The organism is Streptomyces sp. NPDC030245, assembly GCF_055572995.1.
In genome coordinates this window covers 1-21,066 of sequence record NZ_JBVICF010000001.1, presented here as the reverse complement: position 1 = coordinate 21,066, position 21,066 = coordinate 1, and the positions used below count along the sequence as shown (strand labels likewise).

Below are 21,066 nucleotides of genomic sequence, written 5' to 3'. Positions count from 1 at the left end.
CGGCACCCGGGTGCGGCACGTCCGGCCGCCGCCGAGGATGGGGGCATGAACGACTGGTGGTACCGGAACGTCGTCGAGCCGGGGAAGCTGCCGCTGCTGCTCGCGCTGCTCTCCTTCGTGGCGTCGTTCCTGGTCACCAGGACCATCACGCGGCTCATCCGGGCGGGCAAGGGACCGTTCCGCAACATCCGCACGGGCGACGTGCACGTCCACCACGTCGTGCCGGGGATCTTCCTCATGCTGGTCGGCGGGTTCTGGGCGGTGGCCGCGGGACGGCACGGCGCGGGGCCGCTGTACGCCGCTGTCATCTTCGGGCTCGGCGCGGGCCTCGTCCTCGACGAGTTCGCGCTGATCCTCCATCTCGACGACGTGTACTGGAGCGAGCAGGGCCGCAAGAGTGTGGAGGCCGTGATGCTCACGGCCGCCCTGGTCGTCCTCGTGCTCACCGGCTTCACGCCGCTCGGGGTCAACGACCTGACGCCCGTCGAGCGGCAGAACCGGGCCCTGTTCGCGCTGAACGTCGGCGTCAACTGCGCCTTCGCGGTGATCGCGCTCCTCAAGGGCAAGCTGCGCACGGCTCTGATCGGCATGGTGGTGCCGTTCGTCGCGTTGGTCGGAGCGGTCCGCCTCGCCCGGCCGGGATCGGCGTGGGCGCGGCGGTTCTACCGCAACCGGCACCGGGCCCGCGCGCGTGCCGGGCTGCGGGCCTTCCACCACGACCGCCGCTGGTCGGGCCCGCGCCGCAGGCTTCAGGACTGGATCGGCGGCTTCGCGCCGGGCCCGTCGCCCGCCGAGCCGAAACCGTCCGAGGACCCGTCGGACCGGTTGCCGCCGCCCCGGTGACGTACCGCCGTGAGCACGCACAGCACGAGCACGGCGGCGATGGCGGCCAGGTGCTCCTTGCCGGCGAGATTGTTCTTGACCAGCACCTCGACGACCATCAGGGCGGTGACCAGGGCGGCGGTGAAGTACGCCCGGTAGCGCCAGCAGACGAAAACGGCGAGGCCCACGACGGCGGCCGACGGGCCGGTGTCGACGACGTGCGCGTCGGACGCGGGGAGACCGATCGGGTTGTCCGGGCCCAGTTCGATGGCCACGCGCGCGTAGAGCGTGCCGGCGAGGGTGGCCACGTACGCGATGAGGAGCGTGCGCCACCGGCCCAGGCAGATCTCCGCGATCCCGAAGACGATCAGGAGCTGCGCGAGCGCGCCCCACACCGGCAGGTCGAGGGCGGGCACGAAGAGGGAGAGCGGGGTGCGGAGCAGGGCCAGCCAGAGCGGGTCCTCGGCGCGCACGCAGCCGACGTTCTGCACGAACCGGAAGCCCCAGGGCTGGTTCTGCACGTACTGGAAGAGCGCCGTGAGACAGACCGCCGCCAGCGTCATGGGCACGGCCCGCCACCGCCGGGCGGCGAGCGCCCCGCGCACGGTGGAGAAGAGCTCTCCCCACTCGGCGCGGGCGCGGCGGGCCAGGGCACTCATCGTCTGGACTCCAGGTGCTTGCGGTGCAGGAACTTCGGCAGGCCCGGCGCCTCCAGGAAGCCCTCCGCGCGGGCCGCCGCGATGCCGATGCGCAGCAGGTCGGCGCTCTTCTCGAAGAGGAGGAACCGGGGTTCCCAGATCGGCCGGTACTTCGCGTTGGCGCGGTAGAGGGACTCGATCTGCCACCACCGGGAGAAGAAGCTGAGCAGCGACCGCCACAGGCGCAGGACCGGGCCCGCACCGAGCCGCGAGCCGCGTTCGAAGACCGACCTGAACATCGCGAAGTTCAGCGAGACCTGAGTGATCTTGATCTCGGGGGCGTATTGCAGGAGTTCGATGACCATGAACTCCATCAGGCCGTTCTCGGAGTCGCGGTCACGCCGCATCAGATCCAGGGAGAGCCCGTGCGGCCCCCACGGGACGAAGGAGAGCACCGCCCGCAACACGCCGTCGCCGTCCGTGCATTCGAGCATCACGCACCGGCCGTCCGCCGGATCGCCCAGCCGCCCGAGAGCCATCGAGAAGCCGCGCTCGGTCGCCCCGTCGCGCCAGTCGTCCGCGCGCTCCAGGAGGGCCGCCATCTCATCCGCGGGGATGTCCTCGTGCCGGCGGATCCGGACCGTGTACCCGGCGCGCTTCACCCGGTTGTACGCCTGCCGGACGGTCCGCATGGCGCGTCCCTCAAGGGTGAAGTCGGCGATCTCCACGATGGCTTCGTCGCCCAGCTCCAGGGCGTCCAGGCCGTGGCGCGCGTAGATCGTGCCCGCCTCCTCGCTCGCGCCCATCACGGCGGGGATCCAGCCGTGCTCGCGGGCCTCGGCGAGCCACGGCTCGATCGCGCCGGGCCAGGCCTCCGGGTCGCCGATGGGGTCGCCGGAGGCCAGCGAGACACCGCCGACGACGCGGTACGCGACCGCCGCCTTGCCGGTCGGGGACCACACGACGCTCTTCTCGCGGCGCAGCGAGAAGTAGCCGAGGGAGTCCCGGTCGCCGTGCCGGTCGAGCAGCGCGCGCAGCCTCTCCTCGTCGTCCTCGGTGAGCGGGTCCACGGCCCGGCGGGAGCGGAACGCCGCGTACAGCACCGCGCAGACCAGCAGCGCGCTGAGGACGTTGATGACGACATCGACCCAGCCGGGCGTGGCGATGCCCTCGAAGCGCTGGTCGTCGGCGGCCAGCGAGACGAGGCGCATGGTGCCGTAGCGCCAGCGTTCCAGGAAGGTCGAACGGTGGTCGTCGTGGGCGCCGTTGGTGGCGGTGACCAGCAGCGCCGCGATCAGCGAGGTGACCAGGAGCCCGCCGACGGCGACCGCGGACGCAAGCTTCGGGTTGGCACGGTCGCCCTTGGCGTAGAACTCGCGGCGGCCGGCGACCAGGGCCGCGACGAACGCGGCGGTCAGCGCCAGGGAGATCCAGTTCTGCGCGTGCCGGCGGATCTCCGGGAAGACCATCGCGAAGGCGAAGAGCAGCAGGAAGAGGCCGCCGAGGACGAGGTTGAGGATCCACGCGGCGCGCTTGCGGCGCCGCATGGTGATCGCCAGGAACAGCGTGAACGCCCCGGAGGCGAAGCCCGCGGTCAGCATGTACGGGGTGAAGTAGTCCTCCGTGTTGTGCTGCCGCAGGTCCTGCCCGAGGGAGACCCAGACCGCGCTCAGGAAGTTGATGAAGGTGACGGCCCGGAGATACCAGACCGTGAATCCCGCGGCGCGGCGCTGTATGACGGTGCGTGTCGTCCGCCGCCCGGCGGCGGCCTGCTCGGCTCCCTGCTCATCTCCCATGAAAAGGGATCATATGGGTCTCAACCCATTGAGCGTGATCAGGGACGATCAGTAATGATCACCGAGCGTCGAGGGGAGCTGCCGGATCGGCGGCGGGCCGCTCGGGAAGCTCCGCCGCGAGCGCCGCGGCGGCCTGCACCAGCGGCAGGGCCAGCAGCGCTCCGGCGCCCTCGCCGACCTTGACCCCGTGCGTCAGGAGCGGTTCGAGCGCCATCCGGTCGAGCGCCTTGGCCTGCGCGGGCTCCCCGCTGTCGTGGCCCGCGAGCCACCAGTCCGGCGCCCGGAAGGCGACCCGCTGGGCGACCAGCGCGGCGGCCGACGCCACGACGCCGTCGAGGATCACCGGCGTCCGCCGTACCGCGCACTGCAACAGGAAACCCGTCATCGCGGCCACGTCCGCGCCACCCACCGCGGCGAGCAGCTCCAGCTGGTCGCCGAGGACCGGCCGCGCCCGCCGCAGCCCGTCCCGCACCGCCGCGCACTTGCGCATCCACGCCAGGTCGTCGATGGGCTCGCCGCCCCGCCCCGTCACCACCGACGCGTCGGTCCCGCACAACGCCGCGACCAGCGTCGCCGCGGGCGTCGTACCGCCCACGCTCACATCGCCGAGCACGACCAGATCGGTGCCGGAGTCCGCCTCCTCGTCGGCGACGGCCATGCCCGCGCGCAGCGCGCGCTCCGCCTCCTCGACGGTCAGCGCGTCCTCGATGTCGATGCGTCCCGAACCGCGCCGCACCCGGTGCCCCGCGACCTCGGCGGGCAGTTCGTCCGGCTCGCAGTCGAGCGCCATGTCGACGACGCGGACGGGTACGTCGAGGCGGCGGGCGAGGACGGCCGCCGGGCTCTCGCCGGCCAGCACGGCACGGACGAGGGCGGCGGCGCTCCCCGCGGGCCGCGCCGACACGCCGAGTTCGGCGACCCCGTGGTCGCCGGCGAACAGCACCACGCGCGGCCGCTCGACCGGCCGCACCGGCACCGACGACTGGGCCGCCGCGAGCCACTCGCCGAGCTCGTCGAGGCGGCCCAGCGCGCCGGGCGGCACGGTCTGCCGCTCCCTGCGTTCCTCGGCGTCGCGGCGGACCCCGCCGTCGGGCCGCTCGATCAGGTCGGTGAAGTCGTCGAGATTCAGCGAGCTCATTCGCCGAACAGTACCGGGAGCGGCGGCCGTGCCGCTCGAACGCCCCTGCGGTCGGCGCCAGGCGTAGCGTCACCACTTGTGGGGGAGTGTCCTTTACGTTCCCGTTTGTATCGGCTTCCTCCAGGAGTACGCCCATGACCGCGGATGCCGCCCGCCGGGTCGCCGCCCGGCGCCCCGCCTACCTCGCCGAACTCGCCCAGGGCACCGAGCGGTTCCACGAGCCCCGCCGCACCGACTGCCCCTGGTGCGGCTCCGGGCGGCTGCGGACCAGGCTGCGCACCACCGACCTGGTCCAGCGCAAGCCGGGCAGCTTCCGCGTCGACCGGTGCGGCGACTGCGGCCACTGCTTCCAGAACCCCCGCCTCACCGCCGAAGGCCGGCACTTCTACCGCAGGGACCTGCGCCGCGGACAGCTGTTCGGCGCGGCCGCGCGGGCGGGCACGAAGCGCCGCCTCGCCGCCGTCCGCGCGGTGCGGGCCCTCGACGAGCCCGAGTGCTGGCTCGACGTCGACACCGGCGCCGCGCACTTCCCCGCCCTGGCCAAGCAGCTCCTGCCGTACACGTCCTTCGACGGCACCGACCGGGGCCGCGGCGTCGCCGAGGGCGTGCGGCGCGGCCGCATCGAGGAGGGCCACCGCGGCACCCTCACCCGCCTCGCGGGCTCCCTCGCCGGCCGCTACGACGCGCTGAGCATGTTCCACAGCCTGCAACGCGGCCCCGACCCGCGCGCGGAACTCAGAGCCGCGAGAACCGTGCTGCGCCCCGGCGGCCACCTCCTGATCGAGGCCCCCGACCCCGAGTGCCGCTACGCCGGGCTGCTCGGCAGATGGTGGCTCGCGTACGGCCAGCCGCAGCACCTGCACCTCGTGCCGCTCGCCAACCTCCGCCGGGAGCTGGAACGCCTCGGCTTCACGGTCGTCGGCGTCGAGCGGCGCGCGGCGCACGTACCGGTCGACCTGAGCGCGGCGGTCGCGCTCTTCCTCGCCGCCCGCACCCCCGAGCCCGACGTCCCCTGGCGCGCCAGGCCCGCCCCGCCGCTCCGGCTGGCGCTGCGGCGGGCCGCACGGTGGGCGTCCGTCCCGCCGGTGGCGCTCGCCGGCGCCCTCGACGTACTCCTGGCGCCCCTGCTCACGCGCGTCGGCTTCGCCAACACCTACCGGGTCGTCGCGCGCCGAGGCCCGGCGTAGGCGCCCGGCGGCACGGCCCGCGTCAGCCGCGCAACGTCAGGGCCTGACCCGCCACGACGAGCAGCACGTGCTCGCACTCGGCGGCGAACGCCGTGTTCAGACGGCCCAGTTCGTCGCGGTAGCGGCGGCCCGACGCGGTCGCCGGGACGATCCCGGAGCCCACCTCGTTCGAGACGGCGACGACCGTACGCCGGGTGGCCCGCACCGCCTCCGCGAGCTCGCCGACCCGGTCCCGCAGCGCCCGCTCCCCGCCGCCCGCCCACTCGGCGTCGTCCCACGCCCGCACCTCGTCCATGACGTGGGTCAGCCACAGCGACAGGCAGTCGATGAGCAGCGGCGGCCCGTCCTGCGCCAGCAGCGGCACCAGGTCGCAGGTCTCGGCGGTCCGCCAGGAGCCGGGGCGCCGCTCCCGGTGCAGGCTCACCCGCTGGGCCCACTCCGTGTCACCGTTCCTGGTCCCGCCGGTCGCCACGTACAGCACGTCGGGGAAGGCCTCAAGGCGCCGCTCGGCCTCCACCGACTTGCCCGAGCGCGCGCCGCCCAGGACGAGGGTGCGGCGCGGCACGTCCGGTACGTCCTCGTAGGCGCCGACCACCAGCGTCGATCCGTCCGGCACGGCCCGCGCCCCCACGGCGGCGAGCCGGCGCGTCAGCTCACCGCCCGGCGGCGCCCCGTGGCCGATGTGCACCGCCAGCACGTCGGTGGTGGGACCGACGGCCCCGGCCGCACGCAGCCGCGCGAGCCCGTCGGGACGCCCCAGGACATCCCCCACGACCATCTCGTACGTCACCTGCCCGCCGTTCCCCTCGCCGAGCCCCGCGGGCGCCCCGCCCGGCGGCAGATACAGCAGCCGCTCCCCGTCCGGCCCCGTCACCTCGTACCCGGTGCCCGGCGCGTCCAGCGCCACCGCACGCACCCGGTGCCCGGTGAGCAGCGCCAACTCCCGACCGTCCGCGACCCGCCCGGGCTGCGGCAGCCCCGCGGGCACCTCGACGGGCGGCCCGTCGTGCGGGTGGGAGAGCAGCACCTGGCGCACTCCGCCGAGCGAGTGTCCGGCACGCGCCGCCGCGAAGGCCGCTCCGGGGGTGAGGTCGAGAAGCAGGACGCCGTCCACGAGCAGCGCGGTCGCGGCGCGCGCCGCGTCACCGAGCGCGGTCGCACAGACCGCGCACGGGCAGTCGGGGAGGGGCAGCCCGCCGGGGGCACCGGTGCCGAGCAGAGTCAGTTCCACACGAAGATCCTCCCGCGTCGGGTCCGGCGCCGCTCGCCCGGCTAGGCTTCAAGCGGATTCAGGCGGTTTCACACCGCCACGGGACCTCGGGAGGCTGACATGGCGGCATGGACGTGGCTGTTCGAGAAGGCGGACGGGACGGAGGTCCGGCCCGCGGTACAGCCCGAGGAGTTCACCACGCAGGGCGACGCGGAGTCCTGGGTCGGTGAGTACTGGAAGGAACTCGCCGAGGGCGGCGCCGACCAGGTGACCCTCTTCGAGGACACGAACAAGATCTACGGCCCGATGAGCCTGCACATGGAGAGCGAGCCGGAGGACGCCGGGACGTCCGCCTAGGAGGGGGAGGCGCCCGCACCGCGGGTGCCTCCCGTCACGGCCGCCGCCGCTACATCTCCCCGAGCGTGACGTCCACCGACTTCTCGGCGCCGTCCCGCACATACGTGACCCGCCTCTTCTGGCCCGGCTCGGCCGAGGCGAGGGTCTCGGAGAGGGAGTTGATCGTGGTGATCTCGGCGTCGCCGAGCCGCGTGATGATGTCCCCGGCCGCCATGCCCGCCTTCGCCGCCGCGCCGTTCTTCTGGGTCTCGACGACGGCCACGCCCGCGGGCCGGTAGTCCTCGCCGAGGACGGTGCGGCCGGTGATGCCGAGCGCGGCCCGGCCCGAGTCGGTGACCCGGCCGCTCTCGATGATCTGGTCGGCGACGGTCCTCACCATCGAGGACGGGATCGCGAAGCCGATGCCGGGCGCGGCGCTGTCGCCCATGTCCGGGTCGCTCGCGGCGAGCGTCGGGATGCCGATGACCCGCCCGTCGAGGTCGACGAGCGCGCCGCCGCTGTTGCCGGGATTGATCGCCGCCGAGGTCTGCACCATGTTGGCGATGGTGGCCCCGGTCCCGCCGCCGGAGCGGCCCTCGCTGACCGTGCGCCCGGTCGCCGAGACGATGCCCTGGGTGACGCTGGACGACAGGCCGAGCGGGGAGCCCATGGCCAGCACGATCTGCCCGACCTCGGCCTTGGTGGAGTCGCCGAACTCCGCGGCCTTCAGCCCCTTCGGCACGTCGCCCAGCTTGACGACGGCGAGGTCCTGCTCCGGGTAGGCGGCCACCAGCTCGGCGGTCAGGGCCTGTTCGCCGGTCGCGGTCGTCACCTTGAAACGCTTGCCCTTGCCCACGACATGGGCGTTGGTGACGATGTGCCCCTTGGTGTCGTAGACGACTCCGGAGCCGAGACCGTCGGCGGCGTCGATCTGGACGACGGACGGCAGAACGTCCTTGATCACCTTCTGGTAGTCCTCCTGAAGATCGTTCGCGGCGGCGGGCGCGGCCTGCGTGGTGGATCTGCCGGAGTCACCGGAGCCGGACCCCGACCCCGAGGAGGCGCAGCCGCCGACGAGCGAGACGGCGGTGAGGACGGCGAGAAGGGAGAGGGCGGCGGACGGCACGGCACGCGTACGGAAGACACTCATGTCCCGAGTGTCGGTTTCGCCGGGCGGCGCCGCCCTGACTTACAGGGCCGATCAGGCGTCGCCCCGCGACACCCGGCCGGCCCGTACCCCAAAGCCCTAGTCCCGCACCCCGCACAGGTGCAGCAGCGCGGCGACCCGTCGGTACGGATCGGTCCGCCCCGCCCGTTCCTCCGCGGCGAGCAGCGCCTCCAGCTCCCCGTCCGGAGGGACCGCGGCCCCGTCGGCCACGGTGTCCGTGAAGACCCGCACCCCGTACCAGACCTGGAGCGGCGCCGCGAGCCCCGCGAGGGAGGAGGTCAGCGCGTCGAGCCGGTCCGCGCGGGCTTCGATCCCGATCCGGTTGCGGTACGTGACGGAGTCGAAGGCGGCGAGCGCCCCCGCCCAGTCGCCGGCGATGCCCGGCCGCATGGCCAGCGCCTCCGCGTTGCGCACGAGCAGCGAGAGCAGCCCCCCGGGCGCCAGCATCCGGGCGAGCCCGGCGAGGAGCGCGTCGGGCTCCTCCACGTACATCAGGACGCCGTGGCACAGCACCACGTCGAAGCTGCCCGGCATGAAGTGCACGCCGGTCTGGTGTCCGTCGCCCTCGACGATCCGCACCCGCCCCTGGATGCCCTCGGGTTCCCGGGCGAGCGCGGCGCGCGCGGCGGCGATCATGGCGGGGTCCTGCTCGACGCCCGTCACGTTGTGCCCGGCGCGGGCGAGCCGCAGCGCCTGCGTGCCCTGGCCCATGCCGACGTCGAGCACCCGCAGCCGCTGCCCCACGGGGAAGCGCCCCGCTATCTGCTCGTCGAGCTGGCGGGCCACCAGCTCCTGTCGCACGGCGTTGCGCAGGCCGCCCAGCTTCTCCAGCCAGGCCCCGGCGCCGCCGGTGAATCCGCTCAGGGCCGCTCTCCGCGCTTGACCTGCGGCTTGGGCAGCCGGAGACGGCGCATCTGGAGCGTGCGCATCAGGGCGTACGCGACGGCGCCCTTCGTGTTCTCACCCGGGAAGCGCTCCTTGAGCCGCTTCTTCAGGCGGAACGCGGTGGCGACCGAGTCGACGACGATCAGCACGATCACGAAGAGCCACAGCAGCAGCGAGATGTTCTGGAGCTGCGGGATCTGCACGATGCTCATGACCAGGATGAGCACCGCGATCGGCAGGAAGAACTCGGCGACGCAGAAGCGCGAGTCCACGAAGTCGCGCGCGAACTTGCGCACGGGACCCTTGTCACGGGCGGGCAGGAACCGCTCGTCACCGCTGGCCAGCGCCTCGCGCTGCTTCGCCATCTGGGCGCGGCGCTCGTCGCGCTGCCGCTTGGCGGCCTCCTTGCGCGACGTCGGCGTGTTCGTCACGCTGCGACGCTGCGACTGCGCCACGGCGCGCTTGGGGGTGGGGCGGCCCTTGGGGGCCTGCGGGTCACGGGGCTGGTTGGAGTCGGTCACCGGCGCCTGCGCGGCCGGGGCCTTCTCTTCCTTGGATCGGCTACGGAACACAAAAGCCAAGGGTACGGGGTGCACAGGCATGGACGTCGGCCCGGCCGGGAACGATCCGGCAACACCGGGCGTCTTGATTTATGTGTCTAAGGGGAGGTAGTGGACGGTATGCGGCCGCTTCGGCGAGCGTCGCCCGTGTCGGCCTCGGGGTCGGTTCACAGGGGTGCACCTACTCCTTACGCCGGAGCGGTGCCGGACGCAGTCGTCCTTGGGGATGAGCGCATCCGCCCGCGAACAGTGCGGTAATGGATGCAGGGCCCGTACTGTGGGTTCTGAGCAGTACCTGGAGCTGGAAGTCCGTCAGAAGGGGGCGCGCGAAGCCCATGAGCGGTGTCATGAAGCGTATGGGGATGATCTTCCGCGCGAAGGCGAACAAGGCCCTTGACCGGGCCGAGGACCCGCGCGAGACCCTCGATTATTCGTACCAGAAGCAGTTGGAGCTGTTGCAGAAGGTGCGCCGCGGCGTCGCCGACGTGGCGACCTCCCGCAAGCGCCTCGAGCTACAGCTCACCCAGCTCCAGAAGCAGTCGTCGACCCTGGAGGACCAGGGGCGCAAGGCGCTGGCGCTCGGCCGCGAGGACCTGGCCCGCGAGGCCCTGTCCCGGCGCGCCGCGCTCCAGCAGCAGGTGACGGACCTGGAGACGCAGCACCAGACCCTCCAGGGCGAGGAGGAGAAGCTCACCCTCGCGGCCCAGCGCCTTCAGGCCAAGGTCGACGCCTTCCGCACCAAGAAGGAGACGATCAAGGCCACGTACACCGCGGCCCAGGCGCAGACCCGCATCGGCGAGGCCTTCTCCGGCATCTCCGAGGAGATGGGCGACGTCGGCATGGCGATCCAGCGCGCCGAGGACAAGACCGCGCAGCTCCAGGCGCGGGCCGGCGCGATCGACGAACTGCTCGCATCCGGTGCCCTCGACGACTCCTCCGGACTGGCCAAGGACGACATCCAGACCGAGCTGGACCGCCTCTCCGGTGGTACAGATGTAGAGCTGGAACTGCAACGCATGAAGGCGGAGCTCGCCGGGGGCTCCGGCGGCGGACAGCAGGCGATCGAAGGCGGCCAGGGCCGCCCGCAGTCGCAGCAGCAGCCGCAGGACACCCCGCGCTTCGACAAGCAGTAGCCCTACATACGTCCGAGGAGGGCGACGTGATCGTACGGATCATGGGGGAGGGGCAGGTGAAGCTGGCCGACAGCCACTTCGCCGAACTCAACAAGCTGGACGACGAACTCCTCGAGGAGATGGAGGGCGGCGACTCCGCCGGCTTCCGCCGCACGCTGCACGCGCTCCTGGACACGGTCCGGGAGCTCGGCACCCCCCTCCCGGACGACGCCCTCGAACCCTCCGAACTGATCCTCCCCTCCCCGGACGCCACCCTGGACGAGGTCCGAGCCATGCTCAGCGACGACGGCCTGATCCCGGGCTAGTACGCATGGGCGCCCGTCAGGGGCGCCTGTCAGGGGCGCGGGGAACTGCGCGCCCAGCCACAACAAACCCGCAGCCGAACAAGAACCCCGATGCCGGAGATCTGGTCAAGGCCCCCGGCCAGCCCCCGTACCGTTTAGCAAGTGACCACTCTCGTACGAGGCCGCGGCTGGGCCAGAACACACCCGCTGGCGGTGGACGCGGTGCTCGCCTCCGCCGTCCTCGTCTGCATGGTCGTCGGCTCCTTCGCCGAGCCCTATGGAGAGCACGGCCCCACCTGGGGCACCCGCACCCCCGACATCCCGAGCCTGCTCCTGATGGCGCTCGGCGCGCTCGCCCTGGTCTTCCGCCGCCGCGCGCCCTGGTCCGTGCTGGCCGCGACCTGCGCCGCCTCCCTCGTCGAACTGCTCACCGGCGAGCCCCGCGCGCCCGTGGTGATGTGCGCCGTCATCGCGCTGTTCACCGTCGCCGCCACCACCGACCGCTCCACGACGTGGCGGATCGGCCTCGTCACCATGACGGGCCTCACCGGCGTCGCGATGCTCTCGGGCCCCCTGCCCTGGTACGCGCAGGAAAACCTCGGCATCTTCGCCTGGACCGGGATGGCCGCCGCCGCGGGCGACGCGGTGCGCAGCCGCCGCGCCTTCGTGGACGCCATAAGGGAGCGCGCCGAGCGGGCGGAGCGCACACGGGAGGAAGAGGCCAGGCGCCGCGTCGCCGAGGAGCGGCTGCGCATCGCCCGGGATCTGCACGACGTGGTCGCCCACCACATCGCCCTGGTCAACGTGCAGGCCGGGGTCGCCGCGCACGTCATGGACAGGCGGCCCGACCAGGCCAAGGAAGCCCTCTCGCACGTACGGGACGCCAGCCGCTCCGCGCTCAACGAACTCCGCGCCACCGTCGGCCTGTTGCGGCAGACCGGCGACCCGGAGGCGCCCACCGAGCCCGCGCCGGGCCTGCACCGCCTCGACGAGCTCGTCGAGACGTTCCGCAACGCCGGCCTGCCCGTGGAGGTGGCCCTCGGCCAGGTCGGCCTCGACCTGGCGGCCGCCGTCGACCTCGCCGCGTTCCGCATCATTCAGGAGGCGCTGACCAATGTGCAGAAGCACGCGGGCAAGGACGCCAAGGCGGAGGTGAGCGTGGTCCGCGTCGGCCCGAACGTGGAGGTCACCGTGATCGACGACGGCCCCGGCCCCGGCAAGGCCGACGCGCAGAACACCGACGGCGGCGGCCACGGCCTGCTCGGCATGCGGGAACGCGTCACCGCACTCGGCGGCAGCTGCACGGCGGGACCCCGCTACGGCGGCGGCTTCCGCGTCCATGCGATCCTGCCCGTCACCACGGCAAAGGGAGGGACCGCGTGACGATCCGCGTACTGCTCGCCGACGACCAGGCGTTGCTGCGCAGCGCGTTCAAGGTGCTCGTCGACTCCGAACCCGACATGGAGGTGGTCGGCGAGGCGTCCGACGGCGCGGAGGCGGTCGAACTCGCCAGGTCGGAGCGGGCCGACGTGGTCCTGATGGACATCCGGATGCCCGGCACGGACGGCCTGGCCGCCACCCGCCTGATCAGCGCCGACCCCGCATTGGCCCATGTGCGCGTGGTGATGCTGACGACGTTCGAGGTCGACGAGTACGTGGTGCAGTCGCTGCGCGCGGGCGCCTCCGGGTTCCTCGGCAAGGGCGCGGAGCCCGACGAACTGCTCGGCGCCATCCGTATCGCGGCGGCCGGCGAGGCGCTGCTCTCCCCGGTGGCCACCAAGGGGCTGATCGCCAAGTTCCTCGCGCAGGGCGAGGGCCTGGACGGTGACGTGCCGGCGCGCGGCGAGCGGCTCGACGCGCTCACCGGGCGCGAGCGCGAGGTCCTCGTGCAGGTCGCGGGCGGCCACTCGAACGACGAGATCGCCGAGCGCCTCGAAGTCAGCCCGCTCACCGTCAAGACCCATGTGAACCGGGCGATGGCGAAGCTGGGCGCCCGCGACCGGGCCCAACTCGTCGTCATCGCGTACGAGTCGGGCCTGGTGCGGCCGCGGGCGGAGTAGAGCCGCGGGCGGAGTGGAGCCGCGGCCGGAGTGGAGCCGAGGGCTACGGAAGCGCCAGCATCCGCTCCAGCGCCAGCTTCGCGAACTGCTCGGTCTCCCGGTCCACCTCGATCTGGTTGACGAGGTTGCCCTCGGCGAGGGACTCCAGGGCCCAGACCAGGTGCGGCAGGTCGATGCGGTTCATGGTCGAGCAGAAGCAGACCGTCTTGTCGAGGAAGACGATCTCCTTGTCCTCGGCGGCGAAACGGTTCGCCAGGCGGCGTACGAGATTCAGCTCGGTGCCGATGGCCCACTTGGAGCCGGCCGGCGCCGCCTCCAGGGTCTTGATGATGTGCTCCGTGGAGCCCACGTAGTCGGCCGCGGCGACGACCTCGTGCTTGCACTCCGGGTGCACGAGGACGTTCACGCCGGGGATGCGCGCCCGCACGTCCTCGACGCTCTCCAGCGAGAACCGCCCGTGCACCGAGCAGTGCCCGCGCCACAGGATCATCTTCGCGTCGCGCAGCTGCTCGGCGGTCAGGCCGCCGTTCGGCTTGTGCGGGTTGTAGACGACGCAGTCGTCCAGGGACATCCCCATGTCGCGCACGGCGGTGTTGCGGCCCAGGTGCTGGTCGGGCAGGAACAGGATCTTCTCGCCCTGCTCGAACGCCCACTCAAGGGCACGCTTGGCATTGGACGACGTGCAGATCGTGCCGCCGTGCTTGCCCGTGAAGGCCTTGATGTCGGCCGAGGAGTTCATGTACGAGACGGGGACGACCTGCTCGGCTATGCCGGCCTCCGTCAGCACGTCCCAGCACTCGGCGACCTGCTCGGCGGTGGCCATGTCGGCCATCGAGCAGCCGGCGGCCAGGTCGGGGAGCACGACCTTCTGGTCGTCCGTCGTCAGGATGTCCGCGGACTCGGCCATGAAGTGCACACCGCAGAAGACGATGTACTCGGCGTCCGGCCGGGCGGCGGCGTCGCGCGCCAGCTTGAAGGAGTCACCGGTGACGTCCGCGAACTGGATGACCTCGTCGCGCTGGTAGTGGTGGCCCAGCACGAAGACCTTGTCGCCGAGCTTCTCCTTGGCGGCGCGGGCGCGCTCCACCAGGTCCGGGTCGGAGGGGGACGGGAGGTCGCCGGGGCAATCCACGCCGCGCTCGCTCTTGGGGTCGGCCTCGCGGCCGAGCAGCAGCAGCGCGAGGGGCGTGGGCTGGACGTCGAGGTCCACGAGGTTCGCGGGGGACTGGGCGGTGGTCACGGCACGCACCTTTTCTGATCTGACAGACGAACCTTTTCGTCTAATTGACGTTATCTATCATAACCGCTTCACGTCAGTTTGACGATGGCCATAGTGTCGATGTGACGCATTCGCCGTTCCCCGCTCCGCCCGCGCGCCGGGCGGCATGTGCGAGCATGAAGGGGTAAGGACGTAAGCGCTCGGCCCGGAATGAATCCGCGGCCCCGCCGGTTGCAACCGTCGGCAAGCAGTCTCCGTACAACCCGGGAGAGAAGCAGATGTCCGTATCGGACGAGACCACCACCGTGAGCGACGGCATCCTCCTGTCGGACGCCGCCGCGGCCAAGGTGAAGGGCCTCCTTGAGCAGGAGGGCCGGGACGACCTGGCGCTGCGCGTCGCCGTGCAGCCCGGCGGCTGCTCGGGCCTGCGCTACCAGCTGTTCTTCGACGAGCGCTCGCTCGACGGCGACGTCGTCAAGGACTTCGACGGCGTGAAGGTCGTCACCGACCGGATGAGCGCTCCTTACCTGGGCGGCGCCTCGATCGACTTCGTGGACACCATCGAGAAGCAGGGCTTCACGATCGACAACCCGAACGCCACCGGCTCCTGCGCCTGCGGCGACTCCTTCAGCTGAGCCTGTAGGCACCCACGCACGAAGGCGGCGGCCCCCTGGAATCCAGGGGGCCGCCGCCTTCGCGCGTGCGCGTTACTTCCGCCGCACCGTCTCGCCCGCGGCGTCGACGACCTTGCGGTCGCCCAGCGGCTTGTCGAGGGTGACCGTCTCCTTGAGCTCCTTGGCCACCATGATGCAGACGTCGCCCTTGCGCCCGGTCTCGGTCACCGTGACCGTGACGCGGTCGCCGTCCTCGCGCGCGGACGCGGCGTACTCACTGCACGCGCCGCCCCAGAAGTGCACGGTCAGCGACTTCCCGTCGGCGCTGTAGGACTCGACGCGCGCCTTGCCCGTGCCGGCCCGGTCGCCCTTGCCCGGCTTCTCGGTGGGCGTGGGCGTGCCCGGCGTGCTCGGCGACGTCAGGTACTTGGGCGCGACCGCCGGGTGCGTCACCGTGAAGGTGTCCCGCGCGCCCTGTGGCTTCATGTCGAACAGCCAGGACGGCACGAGCGTCTGCCTGCCGTCGACGAAGTGCGTCGCGAGGCCGAACGTGGCGCCCTCGACGGCGACCGGCCGCGGCTTCGGGGGCGTCGACGACGGCTCGCACGGCGCCTGCTTCGACCCGCCGCCGCCCTCCGTCTTCGTGCTGTCGTCCATGTGCGGCACCGGGGTGGCGCAGCCGCCGATGCCGATGCGGCCGTGGCCGTCGCTCGTCGCGTTCAGCCGGTCCAGGGTCTCCCGCGCGCCGATCACCGGGTACGTCGCACCCTTGTCCGGCGCCTTCAACTGGCCGCTGCCGCCGACCACTTCGCCGCCCGTGCCGACCTGGATGCCGGTCGACCAGCCGTAGGTCGGCAGGCCGTCGATCTTCGGGTCGGCGTTGACGACGCGTACGGCACCCATGAGCTGGCGTGCGTCCAGCTTCGCGTCGTCCTGGCCGAGCGCCTTCAGGACGGGGGCGGCGGCGTCCTTGGCGGCCTTCTCACTCACCGCGTCGCCCAGCTCCCCGTTCGGCGCGGTGCCGGAACAGGGCTTGCCCTTGGAGCAGTTGTCGGTGCCGCCGATGCCGTGCCTGGCGTACGTCCAGGTGCCGGGCGCCTGCTTGTTCACCTGGAGCGAGGGCCCGGAGCCGTCCTTGTCCTGGCCGACCCGCCAGGCGCCGTCCCGCGACGTCGGCGTCCCGGTCACCCCGAGCGCCTCGGCCAGCCTGCTCACCTCGGCCCGGGTGACCTCGCCGCGCGCGTGGTACACGGCGGCCGACTCCGGCCCGTCGGGCAGCTCGCCGGTCGCCCGGTACGTCGCGCCGCTCGGGTCGGGCTCGCCCGGCGCGATGCCACCGGTGCCGCCGGTGGAGCTCCCGCCGTCGTCCTGCCGGTCGCCGGCCGGATAGCCGTCCAGCGCGAGCGGCGGCGGATCGCCGCCGTCCGCCGCGGGGGCCCCGTCTCTGCCGCCGCCACCGCTGCCGGACGCGCCCGACGCGAGGTACGCGCCACCGCCGCCGACCAGCAGCACGGTGGCCGCGACCGAGACGACGGCCAGGCGGGACCGTCGCCGCTGCGGCTCGGCCGCCTCATGAACGGATCGCTCGGTGCTCACCGCATCGCTCCTTCGACTGTGCTGCCGCTGTCCCAGGAATCCCACAGGTGACTTCCACCGGCGGGCTTGTCGTATCCCGGTTCCCCTTTACGGGGGACGGCGATGGGACGCAGCGGGGGAGCGCACGGTTCCATCGCGCGCGCCGGAGCTCCGGAGCCGGTCTCCGTCAGTCCCCGTATTCGGACATCTCGGAGAGCAGGCGGGCGGAGGCGGGCGGCACGCTGACGCCGTGGATCAGCGAGGGCGGCACGGGCGCGGTCGCGGCGACGGCGGGCACCACCCAGTGCGGCGCCATGCGGGCGCAGTCCCCGCGCAGCGTCTCCATGCTCTCCGGGGCCTCCGCCGCGGGGACGGCGAGGCGGTGCGGAACGACATCCTTCGGGATAACGGTCATAACGGCACCGTATGCATCCGGCAGCCCACGAAAAAAGCCCTACTATCGGGTAGTTTTGGCACTTCAGGGACGGTGCCTCCACGGCACCTCGACCCGGTAGCGTGAACTGTCAATCCCGCCTCTCCGCCACAGGAGCACCCAGCCGTGCGTATTGCAGTCACCGGCTCCATCGCCACCGACCACCTGATGACCTTCCCCGGCCGCTTCGCCGACCAGCTGGTCGCCGATCAGTTGCACACGGTCTCCCTCTCCTTCCTCGTCGACGCCCTCGACGTCCGCAGGGGCGGCGTCGCCGCCAACATCACCTTCGGCATGGGGCAGCTCGGCACCCGCCCGATCCTGGTCGGCGCCGCCGGCTCCGACTTCGACGAGTACCGGGCCTGGCTCGACCGGCACGGCGTGGACACCGCCTCGGTCCGGATCTCCGAGACCCTGCACACCGCGCGCTTCGTCTGCACCACGGACGCCGACCACAACCAGATCGGCTCCTTCTACACGGGCGCGATGAGCGAGGCCCGCCTCATCGAGCTGAAGACGGTGGCCGACCGCGTCGGCGGCCTCGACCTCGTCCTGATCGGTGCCGACGACCCCGAGGCGATGCTCCGGCACACCGAGGAGTGCCGCACCCGCGAGATCCCCTTCGCCGCCGACTTCTCCCAGCAGATCGCGCGCATGGAGGGCGAGGAGATCCGCACTCTCCTCGACGGCGCGACGTACCTCTTCTCGAACGAGTACGAGAAGGGGCTCATCGAGTCCAAGACCGGCTGGACCGACGCCGAGATCCTCTCCAGGGTCGGCCACCGCGTGACGACCCTCGGCTCGCAGGGCGTCCGCATAGAGTCCGTCGGCCAGGACCCGATCGAGGTCGGCGTCCCGGAGGAGGAGGCGAAGGTCGAGCCGACCGGCGTCGGCGACGCGTTCCGCGCGGGCTTCCTGTCGGGCCTCGCCTGGGGCGTCTCCCACGAGCGCGCGGCGCAGGTCGGCTGCATGCTCGCCACCCTCGTCATCGAGACCGTCGGCACGCAGGAGTACGAGCTGCGCCGCAGCAACTTCATGGACCGCTTCACCAAGGCGTACGGCCACGCGGCCGCCGCGGAGGTCCAGCCGCACCTCGCCTGACGGTCACGAGCTCCGGCGGACCACATACGCGACACCGTGGTCCGCCGGGTGCTCACCCACGTACTCCTGGCCCTGCGTCCAGCACCACGCCGGGATGTCGACCGCCGCGACCTCGTCGTCGGCGAGCACGGTGACGGTGCCGCCCACCCGCACCCCGCCGATCGCCTTGGCCAGCTCGATGACCGGCAGCGGGCAGCTCAGCCCGAGCGCGTCGACCGTCACGGCCTCGGCCTCCCCGCTCCCGCCCCCCACCGGCGCCCCCAGGGTCTCCCGCACCCCGCGCACCACCCCGGGCAGCACGTCGAGGAACCGCTCGACGTCCGCCTCCGCCGCCCCGGCCGGCAGCGAGACCCGCACGTTCCCCTCACTGACCACCCCCATGGCACGCAGCACATGGCTCGGCGTCAGCGTCGAACTCGTGCACGAGGACCCCGACGACACGGAGAAACCGGCCCGGTCGAGCTCGTGCAGCAATGTCTCCCCGTCGACATAGAGACAGGAGAAGGTGACGAGGTGCGGCAGGCGCCGCACCGGATCGCCCACCACCTCCACATCCGGCACGACCCCGGGCACCCGCGCCCGGATCCGCTCCGTCAGCTCCCGCAGCCGCGCCCCCTCGGCGGCGGCCTCGGCCCGCACCGCCCGCAGCGAGGCCGCCGCCGCGACGATGCCCGGGATGTTCTCGAACCCCGCGGCGCGCCCGGACTCCCGCTCGTCGACGGGACCCCGCACGGCGAACCGCACCCCTTTACGTACGACAAGAAGCCCGACACCCGCGGGCCCGCCCCATTTGTGGGCGCTCCCGGTCAGCAGCGACCAGTCCCCTTCGACGGCCCCCCACGCAAGCGACTGCGCGGCGTCCACGAGCAGCGGCACCCCGGCGGCCCGGCAGACCGCGGCCACCTCCGCGACCGGCTGCTCGGTGCCGACCTCGTGGTTGGCGGACTGGAGACAGGCCAGCGCGGTGTCCTCGCGCAGCGCGGCGGCGTACGCGTCCGGGCGCACCGCCCCGCCCCGGTCCACCGCCACCTCGGTCACCGTCCCGCCCTCGGACTCGTGGGCCTGCGCCGAATGGAGCACGGACGAGTGTTCGACGGCCGACACGATCAGGTGGCGTCCGACGCGCCGCCGCCCGGCGAGCGCACCCGCGATGCCCGTGTGCACGGCACGGGTGCCCGACGAGGTGAAGACGAGCTCGTCGGGCCGGCAGCCCACCGCGTCGGCGGCGGCCTCCCGCGCCGCGTCGAGCAGCAGCCGGGCCCGCCGCCCCTCCCGGTAGAGCCGCGCGGGATCGGCCCACCCCTCGTCCAGCGAGGCCTGGAGGGCCTGCCGGGCAACGGGATGAAGGGGAGCGGAGGAAGCAACATCGAAGTAGGCCACACGCCAACGCTAAGACGTCCACTAACCGGCTGACTCCGGGGAGCGCACTGAGGGGGAGCGCCCGCAGGGCCGCTCCCCCTCAGGGGCGCGGGGAACTGCGCGCCCGGCCCCAGCGAACCCGCACCCGCGGACCGAGGGATTCCACCGAGCTCAAAGGCGCCCCGACCCTCCGTCAGAAAGGGGCCGACGGCGCCCCGTCCCACCCTTCGGAGTGACCCGCGGCGCGTTAGGCACCCTCCCCGCGCGACCCCAAATAGCGTCCAGTAGGGTTTGGTCCGCATAAACATCCAAACCCCTGCCCGACGCAGGGCGGCGACCTACCAGCGTGAAGGCCGCAGCCGACCGCGCGGGCGAGACTCTCGGGAAGGCGCTACGTGAGTCCCAACGGCTCCGACCGCTCGTCGCGGCGCCCGATGCGGCGGAAGCTGCCGCAGGTGCTGACTGCGGGCCTGATCCTGGCGACCGCCACCGGTTGCACATACAAGGATTTCCCCCGCCTTGGAATGCCCACCCCGGTAACGGAAGAGGCTCCGCGGATTCTCTCCCTCTGGCAGGGCTCGTGGGCGGCAGCGCTCGCCACGGGCGTCCTGGTCTGGGGCCTGATCCTGTGGAGCGTCATCTTCCATCGGCGCAGCCGCACCAAGGTGGAAGTACCGGCGCAGACGCGTTACAACATGCCCATCGAGGCGCTGTACACCGTGGTGCCTCTCATCATCGTCTCCGTGCTCTTCTACTTCACGGCACGTGACGAGTCGAAGCTCCTCGAGCTCGAGGACAAGCCGGCCCACACGATCAACGTGGTCGGCTACCAGTGGAGCTGGGGCTTCAACTACATCGAGGACGTGCCGGGTTCCGACAAGGACGACGCCAAGACGTCCAAGGACCTGGACGCCATTCCGGACCGTTTCCGCAAGGACTTCCCGGCCAACGCCGGCGGTGTCTACGAGGTCGGCACGCCCGGCGAGCGGAACCCCCAGAACGGCAACCCCGGACCGACCCTCTGGCTCCCCAAGGGCGAGAAGGTCCGTTTCGTTCTGACTTCGCGTGACGTCATCCACTCCTTCTGGGTGGTGCCGTTCCTCATGAAGCAGGACGTCATCCCGGGCCACACCAACGCCTTCGAGGTCACTCCGAACAAGGAGGGCACCTTCATGGGCAAGTGCGCCGAGCTCTGCGGCGTCGACCACTCCCGGATGCTCTTCAACGTCAAGGTCGTCTCTCCCGAGCGCTACAAGCAGCACCTCGAGGACCTGGTGAAGAAGAACCAGACCGGTTACATCCCGGCCGGCATCGAGCAGACGGGCCACGAGAAGAACCGGGAGACGAACAACCTGTGAGCATCCTCAACGAACCCCAGGGTGCCGCGGCAGCACCAACCGACTCGTACGAGAACGAGCTGCCGGTCCGGCGCAAGCAGCCGGGAAACGTCGTCATCAAGTGGCTGACCACCACTGACCACAAGACGATCGGCACGCTCTATCTGGTCACGTCGTTCGCGTTCTTCTGCATCGGCGGTGTGATGGCGCT

At 72.1% G+C, this 21,066-nt stretch carries 21 protein-coding genes and 1 pseudogene; 11 read left to right on the top strand and 11 right to left on the bottom strand.

Annotated elements, in window-relative coordinates; genetic code table 11:
- The first annotated feature begins 45 nt into the window (after nt 1-45).
- Nucleotides 46-843: a hypothetical protein gene (locus ACZ4Z4_RS00110; protein WP_468319996.1), complete on the top strand. Its 798-nt coding sequence runs from the start codon at nt 46-48 to the stop codon at nt 841-843.
- Here the strand turns inward: ACZ4Z4_RS00110 and ACZ4Z4_RS00105 are convergent.
- The 3 genes from ACZ4Z4_RS00105 to cobT are packed head-to-tail and all read right to left on the bottom strand — an operon-like array spanning nt 750 to nt 4,394.
- On the bottom strand, nt 750-1,481 hold the full coding sequence (locus ACZ4Z4_RS00105; protein WP_468319993.1) for a hypothetical protein: 732 nt from the start codon (nt 1,479-1,481) through the stop codon (nt 750-752). The two genes, ACZ4Z4_RS00110 and ACZ4Z4_RS00105, sit on opposite strands and share 94 nt — an antisense overlap.
- On the bottom strand, nt 1,478-3,256 hold the full coding sequence (locus ACZ4Z4_RS00100) for a phosphatidylglycerol lysyltransferase domain-containing protein (RefSeq protein ID WP_468319990.1): 1,779 nt from the start codon (nt 3,254-3,256) through the stop codon (nt 1,478-1,480). Before ACZ4Z4_RS00100 ends, ACZ4Z4_RS00105 begins: the two co-directional genes overlap by 4 nt.
- A 58-nt stretch (nt 3,257-3,314) precedes the next feature.
- On the bottom strand, nt 3,315-4,394 hold the full coding sequence (cobT, locus tag ACZ4Z4_RS00095) for a nicotinate-nucleotide--dimethylbenzimidazole phosphoribosyltransferase (protein ID WP_468319988.1): 1,080 nt from the start codon (nt 4,392-4,394) through the stop codon (nt 3,315-3,317).
- Between the two features lie 134 nt (nt 4,395-4,528).
- On the opposite strand from cobT, the gene ACZ4Z4_RS00090 reads away from it, so the two are divergent.
- A complete protein-coding gene (locus tag ACZ4Z4_RS00090) occupies nt 4,529-5,581 on the top strand; it encodes a class I SAM-dependent methyltransferase (RefSeq protein ID WP_468319985.1) in 1,053 nt (350 codons plus the stop codon).
- A 22-nt stretch (nt 5,582-5,603) separates the two neighbouring features.
- Here ACZ4Z4_RS00090 and ACZ4Z4_RS00085 read toward each other — a convergent pair whose 3' ends face one another.
- Complete coding sequence (locus ACZ4Z4_RS00085; RefSeq protein ID WP_468319982.1) at nt 5,604-6,812, bottom strand: bifunctional adenosylcobinamide kinase/adenosylcobinamide-phosphate guanylyltransferase; 1,209 nt, start codon at nt 6,810-6,812, stop codon at nt 5,604-5,606.
- A 99-nt stretch (nt 6,813-6,911) separates the two neighbouring features.
- On the opposite strand from ACZ4Z4_RS00085, the gene ACZ4Z4_RS00080 reads away from it, so the two are divergent.
- A complete protein-coding gene (locus ACZ4Z4_RS00080; protein ID WP_468319980.1) occupies nt 6,912-7,148 on the top strand; it encodes a hypothetical protein in 237 nt (78 codons plus the stop codon).
- Nucleotides 7,149-7,197: 49 nt separating this feature from the next.
- On the opposite strand, the gene ACZ4Z4_RS00075 is transcribed toward ACZ4Z4_RS00080, so the two are convergent.
- The 3 genes from ACZ4Z4_RS00075 to ACZ4Z4_RS00065 all read right to left on the bottom strand — a co-directional run bounded on the left by ACZ4Z4_RS00075 (nt 7,198) and on the right by ACZ4Z4_RS00065 (nt 9,782).
- Nucleotides 7,198-8,277, bottom strand: coding sequence for a S1C family serine protease (locus tag ACZ4Z4_RS00075; RefSeq protein ID WP_468319977.1), 1,080 nt, complete (start codon nt 8,275-8,277; stop codon nt 7,198-7,200).
- A 96-nt stretch (nt 8,278-8,373) separates the two neighbouring features.
- A complete protein-coding gene (locus ACZ4Z4_RS00070; protein ID WP_468319974.1) occupies nt 8,374-9,081 on the bottom strand; it encodes a class I SAM-dependent methyltransferase in 708 nt (235 codons plus the stop codon).
- Nucleotides 9,082-9,155: 74 nt separating this feature from the next.
- Nucleotides 9,156-9,782, bottom strand: coding sequence for a DUF3043 domain-containing protein (locus ACZ4Z4_RS00065; protein ID WP_468319971.1), 627 nt, complete (start codon nt 9,780-9,782; stop codon nt 9,156-9,158).
- A 293-nt stretch (nt 9,783-10,075) separates the two neighbouring features.
- Between ACZ4Z4_RS00065 and ACZ4Z4_RS00060 the strand changes: the two genes are divergently transcribed.
- The 4 genes from ACZ4Z4_RS00060 to ACZ4Z4_RS00045 all read left to right on the top strand — a co-directional run bounded on the left by ACZ4Z4_RS00060 (nt 10,076) and on the right by ACZ4Z4_RS00045 (nt 13,217).
- Entirely contained in the window at nt 10,076-10,873 is a 798-nt protein-coding gene (locus tag ACZ4Z4_RS00060) for a PspA/IM30 family protein (RefSeq protein ID WP_468319968.1), read from the top strand.
- A 26-nt stretch (nt 10,874-10,899) separates the two neighbouring features.
- The gene (gene pspAA / locus ACZ4Z4_RS00055) at nt 10,900-11,178 is read left to right on the top strand and encodes a PspA-associated protein PspAA (RefSeq protein WP_468319965.1); all 279 of its coding nucleotides are present in this window, start codon (nt 10,900-10,902) and stop codon (nt 11,176-11,178) included.
- A 141-nt stretch (nt 11,179-11,319) separates the two neighbouring features.
- On the top strand, nt 11,320-12,540 hold the full coding sequence (locus tag ACZ4Z4_RS00050; protein ID WP_468319962.1) for a sensor histidine kinase: 1,221 nt from the start codon (nt 11,320-11,322) through the stop codon (nt 12,538-12,540).
- Entirely contained in the window at nt 12,537-13,217 is a 681-nt protein-coding gene (locus ACZ4Z4_RS00045) for a response regulator (protein ID WP_468319959.1), read from the top strand. The genes ACZ4Z4_RS00050 and ACZ4Z4_RS00045 overlap by 4 nt, the downstream gene beginning before the upstream one ends.
- A gap of 43 nt (nt 13,218-13,260) precedes the next feature.
- Here the strand turns inward: ACZ4Z4_RS00045 and nadA are convergent, their stop codons facing one another.
- The gene (nadA, locus tag ACZ4Z4_RS00040; RefSeq protein ID WP_468319956.1) at nt 13,261-14,466 is read right to left on the bottom strand and encodes a quinolinate synthase NadA; all 1,206 of its coding nucleotides are present in this window, start codon (nt 14,464-14,466) and stop codon (nt 13,261-13,263) included.
- A gap of 248 nt (nt 14,467-14,714) precedes the next feature.
- On the opposite strand from nadA, the gene ACZ4Z4_RS00035 reads away from it, so the two are divergent.
- Nucleotides 14,715-15,071 carry a HesB/IscA family protein gene (locus tag ACZ4Z4_RS00035; protein ID WP_030933606.1) on the top strand — a complete coding sequence of 119 codons (357 nt, stop codon included), beginning with the start codon at nt 14,715-14,717 and terminating at the stop codon, nt 15,069-15,071.
- Between the two features lie 72 nt (nt 15,072-15,143).
- Here ACZ4Z4_RS00035 and ACZ4Z4_RS00030 read toward each other — a convergent pair whose 3' ends face one another.
- Together ACZ4Z4_RS00030 and ACZ4Z4_RS00025 are read right to left on the bottom strand one after the other, a co-directional pair.
- On the bottom strand, nt 15,144-16,646 hold the full coding sequence (locus tag ACZ4Z4_RS00030; RefSeq protein ID WP_468319953.1) for a hypothetical protein: 1,503 nt from the start codon (nt 16,644-16,646) through the stop codon (nt 15,144-15,146).
- Between the two features lie 166 nt (nt 16,647-16,812).
- Nucleotides 16,813-17,040, bottom strand: coding sequence for a hypothetical protein (locus ACZ4Z4_RS00025; protein WP_468322150.1), 228 nt, complete (start codon nt 17,038-17,040; stop codon nt 16,813-16,815).
- A 144-nt stretch (nt 17,041-17,184) separates the two neighbouring features.
- Between ACZ4Z4_RS00025 and ACZ4Z4_RS00020 the strand changes: the two genes are divergently transcribed.
- A complete protein-coding gene (locus tag ACZ4Z4_RS00020; protein ID WP_468319951.1) occupies nt 17,185-18,159 on the top strand; it encodes a carbohydrate kinase family protein in 975 nt (324 codons plus the stop codon).
- A gap of 3 nt (nt 18,160-18,162) precedes the next feature.
- On the opposite strand, the gene ACZ4Z4_RS00015 is transcribed toward ACZ4Z4_RS00020, so the two are convergent.
- Entirely contained in the window at nt 18,163-19,539 is a 1,377-nt protein-coding gene (locus ACZ4Z4_RS00015; protein ID WP_468319948.1) for an aminotransferase class V-fold PLP-dependent enzyme, read from the bottom strand.
- Between the two features lie 374 nt (nt 19,540-19,913).
- Between ACZ4Z4_RS00015 and ctaC the strand changes: the two genes are divergently transcribed.
- The gene (gene ctaC / locus ACZ4Z4_RS00010) at nt 19,914-20,876 is read left to right on the top strand and encodes an aa3-type cytochrome oxidase subunit II (RefSeq protein ID WP_468319945.1); all 963 of its coding nucleotides are present in this window, start codon (nt 19,914-19,916) and stop codon (nt 20,874-20,876) included.
- Nucleotides 20,873-21,066: pseudogene (locus ACZ4Z4_RS00005) on the top strand (aa3-type cytochrome oxidase subunit I); the annotation flags it as partial. The gene ctaC and the pseudogene ACZ4Z4_RS00005, both read left to right, overlap by 4 nt.